The sequence below is a fragment of the Dulcicalothrix desertica PCC 7102 genome (assembly GCF_003991905.1).
Taxonomy (GTDB): Bacteria; Cyanobacteriota; Cyanobacteriia; order Cyanobacteriales; family Nostocaceae; genus Dulcicalothrix; species Dulcicalothrix desertica.
Window position 1 is genome coordinate 1 of sequence record NZ_RSCL01000048.1, and the last position, 12,411, is coordinate 12,411.

A 12,411-nucleotide genomic window follows, 5' to 3' on the forward strand; every position below is an offset into this window, starting at 1 on the left:
CAGCGTGTAAAATTTAACTCTAACGTCTCTTATTAACTTTTCGTTACATAGTTAGGAATTTTGGCGCCGACTTACTTATAACGACCTGGAATATCCCTTTGAAATCTTAATTCAGAAAATCCGTGCATGTATTGGGAGCAATTAAACAATGTCAGATAACATACTCAACCAACTTCGTAACAAACGCAATCGCGCAACTGTTCCAGAAAGAATTGACGCACTCGTTCCCAAGTCAACCGAACCAGAAGTACAACCTGTAACAGTCGCCGAAAACAATAATAATATAAATACGCTTGCATCCCTCAAAGCCGAACTTGAACAATACCCCGAAACACGGCGCCATTCGGCTATTGTGTTAGAAAAAGACCTTGACTCTCAACTAACCCAATTTTGCAAAGACAAAGGAATCACAGTAGAAACATTTCTAGAAGCAGCTTGGACAGTTGTAAATGCAGATGAGGCACTCGTAGAAAAAATTACCACAGAAGCGAAACGAAGATACGACCAACGCAAGCGAGTGGGTCAAATTAAACGGTTAATAACCATGTTAGGCAATTCTTACTGACTCCCGTAGTTTATAATGATAATGTTACATATAGAGAATTTTTGATTATATGAATCTCCCTGTTAATCTTCAACAAGAAGTTGAAAAATGGGCAAGCTCTCAGGGTATCTCATTAGAGGAGTTTATTATTCAAACTGTTGCTGAAAAAATTTACCGACTCAACGAGCAAACTCAAGAACCATCACAAGAAGAACCAACTACTTATTACGAAGGTAATGTTTTAGTAGTTGATGCTCCACTACCCTCGCATTTTGACCTTGTTACCTTTATAGATGATATGCGTAACGAACGTATTCAGGAGCTTATGCCTTAATGAAAGTCATGTTTGATAGTTCTGTAATAGTCGCTGCACTAGTTGTTAGTCATCAAAGTCATTCCGCTTGTGTGCAGCGACTAAACCAAGCATTACAACAAAATATTCAGGGGGTCATTTCTACACATAGTTTAGCAGAAATTTATTCTGTTATGACTCGTTTACCTATTCAACCAAAAATTAGCCCTCAATTAGCACAAAAACAGCTTACAGCTAACTTAAAAAATTTTGAATTCGTTCCGTTATTGGTTGAAGATTATCAAGCGGCAATAGCTCAAATGGTATCTCTAAATATCCCCGGAGGAGGAATTTTTGATGCACTAATTGCACAAGCAGCGCTAAAAGCAAATGTTGACCAACTGCTAACACTAAACCCTAAGCATTTCACCCGTCTAAACGAAACAATTGCTAACCTAGTACAAGTCCCTCAATAGACTTTACTTGGGGTCGGGAATTACTTGAATTAATCCAGTTTTAAAAGCTACATCGTAAGTGATAACAGGCAAATTTTCAATTTCAGCAGTAGCCATAATCATACGGTCAAAGGGGTCTCGGTGGTCAATTGGCAAACTTCCTGCTCTAAGTGCATGAACTGTAGTGATGGGAATTTCAATAAATTTAGCCTGCTGCAATATTTGCGAATATTCCTCAACAATTTGTTTCGCTTCGGGTAATTTACCAATACGGTATTTAGTAGCAAAGTGCTTTTAACTCCCGAAGAATTAGAGGCAATCAATATTGCTGCTCAAAAAGTTTCATAGCGCAGTTTTATCCAAGTAGCACTTATGAATAATATTACATATAAAAATGCAGGTGTAAGATAATCAGTTAGGTGTAGCGAACTGCAAACATAAACACTTAAAACTGCAAACAAGTCAAAATTGAAACCACATTAACTGCAAATAAGGGGGGTCTCAAAACCACATTATCTGCAAATCAAACCACATTAGCTGCAAACAAACCACATTAACTGCAAATAAACCACATTAACTGCAAATAAGCTGTAATGCTTGGAAATAGTGGATTATAAGATTTTGGCGCCTGCGTGTGTCCAAAAAATACGAACTTTTAAGCTGGACACATGTGTCTATTTATCTATATATATAGTGGACAACAATAAAACAAAAAAATCTGGATGTAGTATTCTCCGTTTTTACAAGGTTTATAACTAGTAGACTGAATCAAATAACATTACGCATACAAAGGAATTCCAATTTTCAACATCTGGTCTCTTAAATCTTCAGTTCGACCAGGAGGTAACTGGGAGCGCAAAAAAGAATTAACTTCACTTACTCGTATATTTAATAACTCAGCTAACACCTTAGCGTTATATCCGTGTCTAATTAAACGAGGCTCTAAATCGTTAAGTCCAGTAGCTAAAACAGCTTCAAGTATGCCAACAGTGACAGGTTTGGTTGCAGCTTGGTAAGCTTTCTCAAAGGATAAACGTAGGTAATGTTCGATTTGTAATGGAGTTGTTAATCGTTCTGCTAAAAATGCAATCGCCTCATCTGTAATTAAATCTTCGGGTATACAGTCAGAGTGAATACACTCACCCAATAGCCATTTTATATACTCAGTCTGATGACCTCGAATACCTTCAAAGCTAAATACATCTGTCCTGGCACCAATTTCTTCCAAAGATGGTCTTAGTAAATCATTTTTGAGTTTAGGATGCCCAATTAGAACTACGGATAAATTACAACCATTCTGACGTATCAATTCAATCAAACGTTTAATTTTGACCAACGTACTGTTATTAAGGTCATGGGCTTCATCTACGAAAAGGACTACGGTTTTACGGCATTTTTGAATCAATGCTAATAATTTTCGTTCCCTTTGTTCTGGTTGGGTTGGTGCTTTTCCATCCTTCTCCGTACTCAAATCGCAAAACAAAGCAGTCATTAAAACCCCCAAATTGACTTTATCTTTATCAACTGCAAGGCTGCGAGAGGTAATAATGTCTTTTTCGGAAACTAATTCTGATTGCAGGCGCTGTAAAGCGGTGGTTTTACCGCAACCAACAACACCCGTTATCGCAATTAAGCGACTTTGCCTGATTTGTAACTTCAGTTCTTTAAATAAATTCGTCTGGTCTTCAGTTTCAAAATACCCCACATGGTCTAAAGTACGTTTGAGACCAAAATAAGTCATGACATCACTCAGCATTATTTGTACCAGGTAAAGGATTAAAAAAATCTCGCACCTGCTTCATAACCTCCTGTTTATTGAGGGTGCTGGTACAAACCGCGTCAATATAAGTCACCTGTTCGGGCGTAAGTTTAGCTAACGGACGTGCTAAATATTCAGCTATAGCTAGTTTTGCCGCAATCGCTGTGCTGAATGTCAGTTCGGTGAATGGATTGGAGTCAACAAAAGGTTTTATTTTCAGTTCTTTTGTATCACCTAATATTGTTACATCCCCTATACCAATAGCCGAACTTGGCAAGGAAAGCTGTCTAGCCAAAGCTTCAATTCGGTCAGCCCGTTTCTGGGTTCGCGTTTTCTTAAAACTACGGTAGCGATGCAGGGGAATTGGGCCATTCACAGGAAGAAAGGGACCATAGCGACGTTCAGAATGTTCTACGTACAGTTCGTTATCGAACAAACCCCACCAAAGAATTACTGTTTCCCCTGCTAAATCCGGTTCAACCTCATAAGCCACACCCTCAACTGTGACGCGAGCATCAATGCCAACCTTACGACGTTCGGGTGAACGTGCATAAGTACAGAAACGTTCCCATTGACACATTCCCCTAACCCCATCGTCGGGCTGGTTATCTATCCAATCTTCAATTCGCGAATGGGGTTCGCTGCGATGGGTACGACTGTTGTAATGCAGCAAGAACTTCATCAACCAGGCATTTGCCTCGGCTTCTGTCTCTGGTTCATGCAAGTGGTAGAGAGTTTCATGCATTTCTTTAACGGTACGAAATGGTCGTTCCACTTTCCCCTTGGAACGAGCCGTCACCCGTCGCCCATCTTTGCCGTTGGGTAAATGGGTACGTACATCAATCCCCAAATCTTTCATTACTTTTTGAAATACCAAGCTTTTAGCGATAGGACCGTTATCCATATAGAGCATTTGGGGAATGCCCTCAAAGGGTAAGTTAGGTTCCGCCTTTTTTGACATTGCAGCAAACATAAACCGCAGCGCTGCTTCTACGTCCTCACCGTAAACACCGTGATATTCCTGGTATGCAACACCACTACGGTCATCGACTACGCTATAAAGCATTAATAAAGGATGTCCTCGCCCCGGTTCTATCCAGGCTGGTGCTTTGACGTGTTTAAGGTCGCTCGGACTCAAGTCAAAATGCCAACATTGGTTACTGTATTCGGCTTGGAAGCGAACAGCAGGTGGCTGTCGTATCAAGGTATCGCGGTCGTAACCCCATTTTTTCAGGTAACGGTTGACGGTCGTTGGTTTTAATAGTCCTGCTGGAGCTGTGACGTGACCGTCTGGAGTATTGATACCGTCTTCTTCTAAAAGACGGATTGCTTGCACCGTAGATAAATGGCGCCCTTTGCGGTTTGATGTACGTATCTTAATGGCAGCAATTATTTCACAGTAACGTTCTAGTCCGGCTTTGGGAATCACACGGGGGACATCGCGGTCAGCACGACGCACTGAGCGAACCTGCATATCCTCTCGTAATGCCCGATACACAGTATCTTCGGAAATGCCATAAAGGTGAGCTATTTCCTGAACTAACAGCCTACGTTCCTTACTGCGTGGTGGTAGTTGGTTCAGACGACGACGCAGGTCTACTACCGTTTCTGCTGGTATTTGTTTCTTGGGCATCCTATAATTTCGACCCCACTTTTTCTCGTGGATGGAGATGCTTACGTTCCAACCAATCTTAGAGAGTGGAGGGGGAACAATCGACAAGTTTGGCTATCGAGCGCTTGCTGATACCTTTGTTCAGATAGTTACGAATTTCTGCTTCACGAGTATCCAATTTCAAGTGTGTTGATTGTCGCCCTTTGGGTCGCCCCAAGATTTTTCCTTCAGCTTTGCGTTTGGCGAGGGCTTCGGTTGTTCTCAGTACAATTAATTCACGCTCGATTTCTGCTGCCAAGCCCAAAACCGTTGCTGTAATTCGGCTTTGCATGGAACCATCTAATACCATGCCTTGTTTCGCAATATGAACACTAATTCTACGGCGCACACAGCACTCCAGCATTTCTAATACTTGTAGGGTGGAGCGTGCCATGCGGCTAACTTCTGAAAAAATTACGACATCTTCAGCAACAGCCGTTTGGGTCAGCAGCAATCCGATACCTCGTGACTCCCATTTCTCCCGCCCAGAAACAGTATCTTCTATAAATTGAATAGGACTCAAAGCATGTACGTTGGCATATTCCAAAATGCCATGTCGTTGGTTGTGCAGGTCTTGGTGGTCGGTAGATACTCTCAAATAAGCATAAATAACCATAATACACTCACTGTCGGTTTAAACCGCGATTTGTATTTAACCGAACGTATACAGTTCAAATTAAACCACAAATAGTGTACATATGTGTCCAGCTTAAAAGTTCGTATTTTTTGGACACACGCAGGCGCCAAAATCTTATAATCCACTATTTCCAAGCATTACAGCTTATTTGCAGTTAATGTGGTTTATTTGCAGTTAATGTGGTTTGTTTGCAGCTAATGTGGTTTGATTTGCAGATAATGTGGTTTTGAGACCCCCCTTATTTGCAGTTAATGTGGTTTCAATTTTGACTTGTTTGCAGTTTGAAGCGTTTATGTTTGCAGTTCGCTACACTTAGTGTTTCCATGAGTTCCGATAGGGAGACTTGGCGAAGTTGAGCGAGCTTGGCAAGGGCTTCGAGGCGTTGGGCGCCGAATTGTTCGATAGTGTTGCTGAGTTGGATCAGGGTGTTGTACTCAGCGTCCGTGAGAGTTTCGGCTTCTTTTTTCGCGCGAAGCGTTTGGTACTGAGCGCGGAGTTCTGGGTCAATACCTTGGTTAATTTTGTGGAGCAGTTGAGCTTCTTCCATTTTTTTGGAGGTGCAATTAGTTCAAGCACACGGTCAAATAACTATATATATTTGAATGTAACTCAACAGGTACCCATAACTGGTAAAATTTACTGATAGCAATTTTGATATCAGTATGAGCGAACCTGCACCCAAAAGCCAAATGCTTCGCGTACCTACTGCCTTGATTTCAGCAGTACGCGAATTATCACGGTTACATCGAGAAGGACACACAATCGCCCTCCTGCAAAGGCTTCAGGATGTAATTGCCGAATTTGATAGCAAAACTGTTATCAATTTTATCCCTACAAACACGAATACCAGGCGCCTGGAGGAAAAACTCGACCAACTCGAAACTCAACTAAAAAGCGATCGCCAAACCCTGCTGCAACAGTTAGAAAAAATCGAAACGGCAATTCGCACTACCAGAAGCAACCAAAACTCAAGAAGTCGCTCAAATTCTTATAACCCATTCCAGCAACCAACTGTCGAACTTGGAGCATTCCCCCACGAGAACTTAGCTCAACGGTTAGGACTAAACCCAGCAACCCTGTCAGCAGAAAGAGAAAAACTCAGCACCAAAGAATTTATTAGTTATACCCGCAACCGAGACCCGCGTTCGTTTGGGTGGGAGTGGAATGATAAAGATGGTTTGTACCATCCAGTACCGCAATAATAAAAATATTTTGTCATGAGTACCGAAATTATCATTACGTCAGAAGTGTTCGTTGCCTATTCCCTGTGTCCTCGCAAAGCATTTTTAATGCTGTTTTCTGATGATAAGGGAACTCCCCATGACTACTCCCGCATTATCGAAGAACGTAAAAGGACTCATCAAGCTGAGTATCTAGAGGTTTTTAAGCAAGAACATATTGGCGCCAAAAAATATGATAAAAATAACTTTAAGGGAAATGATTTTTTCGTTGAAGCAAGCCTTAAATCTGAGTATTGGGAAGCTCATTGCGATGTTTTAACAAAAGTTGATGCTTCCTCATCACGTCGTAATTCAATCTACGAACCGACAATTATTATTGGAACTTGCAGCATCACCAATGAACATAAAACAGAACTTTTATTTATTGGTAAAATTCTCGGACAAATTCAAAAACAGTTACCTGCTGTAGGCACAATTGTGGGAATGGATGGAAAGGCTCATCGAGTTAAACTGGAAAGTGGTTATAAATCAATAACTTCATTCCTTAAAACATTACAAGGATGGGTAGAAGAAAAGCCTATTGAACCTCCACCTTTGATTTTGAATAAGCATTGCCCATCCTGTCAATTTCGGGATTTATGTCGAGAACAAGCTGTCAAGGAGAATAATCTTAGCTTGCTCGATAGAATGACACCTAAAGCAATTCAAAAGTACCACAAAAAGGGAATATTTACCATTCATCAACTTTCGTATTTATTTAGACTCAGACGAAATAAGAAAAAGCGAAAAAGTAAATTACCTGTAAAACACAGCCTGGAACTGCAAGCTTTAGCAATTAGAGAGCAGAAAATATATATCCAGGAAATACCCTCATTATCTAGAAAACCAGTTGAGCTTTTTTTAGATATTGAAGGTATTCCCGATGAGAATTTTTATTATCTAATTGGTCTTTTGGTTTGCACGGCAGAGAATGCTTCATATCATTCATTTTGGGCAAATACAGCTGATGATGAAGAAAGCATTTGGAAGCAGTTGATTGAAAAAATTAACTCATATCCTGAAGCTGTAATTTATCATTATGGCAGTTATGAAGTCAAAGCCATTAATGAATTAGCAAAAAGGTACTCAACTGATTGTGAGTTAATAAAACAGCGTTTGATAAATCTTAACTCATATATTTATGGCAAGGTATACTTTCCGACTTATTCTAATAGTCTAAAAGCAATTGGCGATTTTATAGGAATTTATTGGACAGTTCCAAATGCATCTGGATTGCAAAGTATTGCTTGGCGATATCAATGGGAAGACAGCCAAGAAGTTGAACATCAGCAAAAGTTGATTCAATACAATCAAGATGATTGTCGCGCGCTCAAACTATTAGCAGATGAATATTGTAAAATTATAACAAATTCCGAATTGCAATCTAATATTGATTTCGCTAATCAACCTAAAAAAGAATCTACAGAAGTTGGCAAGAAAATTCACAACCAATTTGACACAATTCTTAAATTTGCTCATGCCGACTACGATAAGAAGAAGATAAGTCTTTCCAAAGATAATACTGATGAGAATAGCCAAATCAAAAAAAGAGGCGCACGACAGTATAAAAATTACAACCGAGCAGTTAATTCAAAAATAAACAAAGTAATTCATGTGCCAGCTTTAGAAGCATGTCCACAATGTAATAATGAACTTCTCCAAGAAAAACGCAAGATAATTTACAAAATAGTTATTGACCTTATTTTTTTTAAAACTGGATGCAGGAAAAATATTATCAAGTATATAGGTTATAAGAACTACTGCCCAATATGCAAAAAATATTCGGCGCCACCAAGTTTTTTTGGAATGGGTCGTCCTTGTTCTTATGGACATGGATTTAAAGCTTGGGTTGTTTATCAAAGACTTTTTCTTAGATTACCATATCAAATTATTGTGCAGGAAACCGAGGAATTATTTGGTGAAAGCATAGCCGAAGGAACAATTACTTATTTCCTAAAACAATTTTCTGAACACTATGCAGAAACTGAACTAATTCTTATTCAAAAAATTTTAGAAAGCCCTTTTATTCACGTTGATGAAACTCAGATAAGCATCAGAGGAATAAATCAATACGTTTGGGTATTTACCGACGGTAAACATGTAATATTCCGACTAACTAAGACGAGAGAAGCAGAAATTGTTCATGAAATTTTATCTGAATATAAGGGTGTATTAGTTTCAGATTTTTATGGCGGTTATGACTCTGTAAACTGTAAACAGCAAAAATGCTGGAGTCATTTAATTAAAGATATAAATGATGATTTATGGGACGCGCCATTTGATACTGAGTTTGAATGTTTTGTTTCTGAGGTAAGGAACTTAATTATACCAATACTTGAAACAGTTGAAAAATATGGCTTAAAAAAGAGACATTTAAGCAAGTTTAATAAAGTCGTAGAAAAATTCTATACTCAAAATATACTTGATAAAGTTTACCGCTCTGAATTAGCAGTTAAATATCAAAAACGCTTTGAACGTTATAGGCAAAGCCTATTCACTTTTCTTGAACAAGATGCTATACCCTGGAATAATAACACAGCAGAGCGCGCGATTAGACATCTTGCTATACAACGAAAAATATCAGGGTCTTTTTATGAATCTGGTGCTACCTCATATCTCGTTTTACTTGGAATTATGCAAACCTGTAGATTTCAAGATAAATCATTATTAAAATTCTTCATGTCAGGAGAGAAGGATATTGATAAATTTAAGTCCTCGAAGTAATTTTTTTATGGTTCATCGATAATTGATATATTCATTACTACTCGATTTTCTGATGGGTGCTTGTAATGAGGTTGGTTGATGGTTGGACATAGATAGTCAAAGGAATTATCGGTATATTCCAATTGCATATTGCGAGGTGCATCTAAAGCAATAATAGCATCTCCAATTTTCTCGCAGCGCCTACAATCACACGCTGTGGCGCCTGTTTTCAAGATTTCTTTAAGATTAGTTACAATATTAATAAATCCCCTTGTATTAGTATTTTTAGGTAATTGGGACGCAATTTGAATTAACTGCTCAATCGATTTTTTATATTCTACTAATATAAACTGGTCGATTTGACATTTACTTCTACAGCTTTTTATATCTCCAAATTCATCAGCAAACTTTTTTAGTCCTGGTGTTGGATTTTTTAAGTCAACACTAAGTGGAACCATTGCACGACTACAAGCTGTCAAATCTTTGTTGGTATTTTTAAATGATTTTCTTAATGTCAAGTCAAAACGTTTGATGTATATGACTAAAGCGGCAATAGCTTTTTCCTTATCTTCTTTACTATAAAAGTTAAACTGCCGAGTACCAAAAAGTTGAGGTATCAATTGTAAAATAGCTTTGAGTTCGCTGCCTTTAAATTTATTACTCCAAAGGGAAATTGCGTCTCCTATGTTATTTATAGTATCCATACGTAAAATAAAATAGAAGGAAATAATATTGATTAAATAGCTACGTTTAATTTCCATTCTAACATAGTTAGATATGTAAATATTTTTGCCATTAAACTGCGATTTGAAATAATGTTGATATAGTTGTGTAGCAAGTATTAGAGAACGTGCTACTGAGGTGTCAAGAAAATACTCTTGTTCAATTTTATCTGACATATAGTTTATATATCTTGTTCTGAATCTTGTTCATATTCTTGAATATTATCATTTAGTTGTACCTCAAATGGCATGATATTAAATCCTAAATCATCTAAAGCCAAAATAGCATCTTCAACTTCTGCATCACTAAGTTTTTTTCGATTAACAAGAGATAGGAATAATTCGTAAGCACCTTGATATTGGTTTTTAGTATAATCAATCCAATAGTTTTGGTATGCAAGTGCATCATGTAATGCCATCACTACTTCTGTATATGGGTCGCCAATGCATCTATCTAGCATGTCTCGCATTTTCCGGAGTAAGCTATATGCATAAACGGCAGCTATTGGTTCTCCAGAATAATAAGAGAGTTTTTGTAAGTCTTCTAAAAAAGACCTAGTAATTTCTGCTGCTTCTACTTCCAAAACAGTTTGTTCAGTACTCATAGCAATTTCTGGTAATTTGTTATTACAATTGTAGACTTAATTATAGATGCGAAAAGTTCATCTATTAAGTCACATTGATTTGCCGGTGCGATCAGGCTACAAGTCTTATCACTACGCTCAATTTTTTTCAATGGCGTCACACACCCTACGCCCTTGTATGTGTCGGTTGCTCCCGTTCTAATAAAATAAGCGGTAGCTGTGTTGAGTAAAATAAATGCGAAGTTTACCCCGTTTAATCTTCAAAACGGCGCCTAAGAACTCCAGACAAGTAATAATGCAAACTTTCCTAGGTAAAACTAAATGTCGAGCCAGGGACGAAGATTACCACGTTTAATTTTCAAAACGGCGCCGGATAAAGTACGAACAGTTACTTCTCGCTCTCATGACTTCCAGCTTCCCAGATTTCTACACGTTCGCCGTTGTAGTCAGCCGAAGCGGTTTAAGAGAGGGCGCTCCTCTCTTGAAAGCAGCATATGAATGTTATATAGGCTTTTGGCGAAATAAACATCACATATTTTGCATGAATTTTGACCCTCTCCTAGCAATTCACGCTTTTCGAGGCGCCGATGATTGAGCGCTTCTAAAGTTAATCAAGTTTCAATTAAACCGTATGCTTTCTCAAATGTGTGCAATACTTCCTCTTGTACATTAGTAAGCCAAGCTTCATAACGTTTCCCTAATCCTGCAAGCTGCCAATCAATGGAAGAATCGTGGTTTGGTAATTGATGCAGGCGCCGTAATCTTTTCAACAGTTCGCCCATAAATTCGCATTCCGAATCAGTATATTCCAGCGATTTGAGGTGTTCGATTTTCACTGTGTACTCGTTGTCCCACGTATCGATGGTACAGCTAAAATCTCCAACATGCGTAACAATACACCAACACCCACTTTTACCGCGTAAATCAGGATTATCTTTGGGTAAGATTAGGCACACTTCACCAACACGGTAGGGATTGGGCAATTTAGTTCGTTCGCGAATTTTATCCACAATATCTTTTACAACTCTAGCTGATGGTACTTTACCATCTGTAGCCTTAACTGCTTGAGTCCAAGCAAGACGTTGTTCATCTGGGTTGAGGGGAACGAGCGGTCGGACTTGACCCTCTGCGGTTGGTAAAATGTCTACAAATTGTAGACATGATTGAAGATTATCTACAATTGTCGCTGCATTAATTAATTGGTAGTAGCGTGAGCGGTGGTATGCAAACCTGTCCTTGCAATACTCGTCAAACGAAGTATGTGTATTACGGTAAAGTCGTCTATCCCTAAGTTCTTTTAATGCTAGTCCCGCCTGGTAAAATGCCCTTTCTACAAGACGTTCGAGTCGCTCGCGCTCGCGCTGTTCGTCATAGGTAAGCTCATAATCTTGAACGGTAGAAGTTGCACACTCAACATTATCTTCGTTCTGTGTTGAGTCTGTGTTAGTAACAACCTCGGCGATAGCAGCCCTGTTCATACTTTTCACCTCCGGAAGAAGTATATTTATTATAACAGCGATGTACACCACTGTTGATGCTGATTAAATATAAGTTTTTCTGTTCATATGTAGACGTAGTATAATGAACGCAGTTGTAGTTATATGCGCCAATTCCACAAATGGCAAACCCGCGCGGCAATCCTGATTTTGGGGTGAAATATCGTTTTGATTACGGAAGGAATGAACCGCTTACCGAACAGGTAAAGGCGGTGGTTAGTCCGTGTGTAAAAGAAGAACTCTTAAAACTTGCCGACGCGCGCAATTGTACTGTGCCAGATTTGATACGCGAGGCACTTAATGCATATTTGGCAAACCAAGAAATCGAAAATATAAGTGCGTAGAGCA

The 12,411-nt window shown here is 38.8% G+C and carries 14 protein-coding genes; 6 read left to right on the forward strand and 8 right to left on the reverse strand.

The annotated features are described in order from the left end of the window. Window positions 1–148 precede the first annotated feature (148 nt). Genes mcdB through DSM106972_RS47505 form a run of 3 tightly spaced genes read left to right on the forward strand, consistent with a single transcriptional unit; the run spans window position 149 to window position 1,312 of the window. Window positions 149–565, forward strand: a complete 417-nt coding sequence (gene mcdB / locus DSM106972_RS47495; RefSeq protein WP_127087245.1) for a carboxysome distribution maintenance protein McdB — start codon at window positions 149–151, stop codon at window positions 563–565. A 49-nt stretch (window positions 566–614) separates the two neighbouring features. Beyond that, on the forward strand, window positions 615–878 hold the full coding sequence (locus DSM106972_RS47500) for a hypothetical protein (RefSeq protein ID WP_127087246.1): 264 nt from the start codon (window positions 615–617) through the stop codon (window positions 876–878). A gap of 8 nt (window positions 879–886) precedes the next feature. After that, window positions 887–1,312 (forward strand): type II toxin-antitoxin system VapC family toxin, encoded by a 426-nt coding sequence (locus tag DSM106972_RS47505; protein ID WP_233787976.1) that lies wholly within the window; start codon window positions 887–889, stop codon window positions 1,310–1,312. 3 nt (window positions 1,313–1,315) lie between these two features. Here DSM106972_RS47505 and DSM106972_RS47510 read toward each other — a convergent pair whose 3' ends face one another. From DSM106972_RS47510 to DSM106972_RS47530, 5 genes are all read right to left on the reverse strand, one after another. Next, window positions 1,316–1,561 carry a type II toxin-antitoxin system VapC family toxin gene (locus tag DSM106972_RS47510; RefSeq protein ID WP_127087248.1) on the reverse strand — a complete coding sequence of 82 codons (246 nt, stop codon included), beginning with the start codon at window positions 1,559–1,561 and terminating at the stop codon, window positions 1,316–1,318. A 508-nt stretch (window positions 1,562–2,069) separates the two neighbouring features. Beyond that, window positions 2,070–3,032: an AAA family ATPase gene (locus DSM106972_RS47515; RefSeq protein ID WP_233787001.1), complete on the reverse strand. Its 963-nt coding sequence runs from the start codon at window positions 3,030–3,032 to the stop codon at window positions 2,070–2,072. Window positions 3,033–3,036: 4 nt separating this feature from the next. Beyond that, on the reverse strand, window positions 3,037–4,668 hold the full coding sequence (locus DSM106972_RS47520; protein ID WP_127087280.1) for a DDE-type integrase/transposase/recombinase: 1,632 nt from the start codon (window positions 4,666–4,668) through the stop codon (window positions 3,037–3,039). 73 nt (window positions 4,669–4,741) lie between these two features. Then, complete coding sequence (locus DSM106972_RS47525) at window positions 4,742–5,317, reverse strand: recombinase family protein (protein ID WP_127087250.1); 576 nt, start codon at window positions 5,315–5,317, stop codon at window positions 4,742–4,744. 280 nt (window positions 5,318–5,597) lie between these two features. After that, complete coding sequence (locus DSM106972_RS47530; protein ID WP_127087251.1) at window positions 5,598–5,885, reverse strand: hypothetical protein; 288 nt, start codon at window positions 5,883–5,885, stop codon at window positions 5,598–5,600. 115 nt (window positions 5,886–6,000) lie between these two features. Between DSM106972_RS47530 and DSM106972_RS47535 the strand changes: the two genes are divergently transcribed. Further along, complete coding sequence (locus DSM106972_RS47535; RefSeq protein WP_127087252.1) at window positions 6,001–6,540, forward strand: hypothetical protein; 540 nt, start codon at window positions 6,001–6,003, stop codon at window positions 6,538–6,540. Between the two features lie 15 nt (window positions 6,541–6,555). Continuing rightward, complete coding sequence (tnpC, locus tag DSM106972_RS47540; RefSeq protein WP_127087253.1) at window positions 6,556–9,282, forward strand: IS66 family transposase; 2,727 nt, start codon at window positions 6,556–6,558, stop codon at window positions 9,280–9,282. 5 nt (window positions 9,283–9,287) lie between these two features. On the opposite strand, the gene DSM106972_RS47545 is transcribed toward tnpC, so the two are convergent. The 3 genes from DSM106972_RS47545 to DSM106972_RS47555 form a co-directional block, all read right to left on the reverse strand. Further along, complete coding sequence (locus tag DSM106972_RS47545; RefSeq protein WP_127087254.1) at window positions 9,288–10,160, reverse strand: hypothetical protein; 873 nt, start codon at window positions 10,158–10,160, stop codon at window positions 9,288–9,290. A gap of 5 nt (window positions 10,161–10,165) precedes the next feature. Further along, window positions 10,166–10,588, reverse strand: coding sequence for a hypothetical protein (locus tag DSM106972_RS47550; RefSeq protein ID WP_127087255.1), 423 nt, complete (start codon window positions 10,586–10,588; stop codon window positions 10,166–10,168). 590 nt (window positions 10,589–11,178) lie between these two features. Continuing rightward, window positions 11,179–12,045 carry a hypothetical protein gene (locus DSM106972_RS47555; protein WP_127087256.1) on the reverse strand — a complete coding sequence of 289 codons (867 nt, stop codon included), beginning with the start codon at window positions 12,043–12,045 and terminating at the stop codon, window positions 11,179–11,181. Window positions 12,046–12,185: 140 nt separating this feature from the next. Here DSM106972_RS47555 and DSM106972_RS47560 point away from each other — a divergent pair, with 140 nt between their 5' ends. Continuing rightward, entirely contained in the window at window positions 12,186–12,407 is a 222-nt protein-coding gene (locus tag DSM106972_RS47560) for a ribbon-helix-helix domain-containing protein (protein ID WP_127087257.1), read from the forward strand. Window positions 12,408–12,411: the final 4 nt, after the last annotated feature.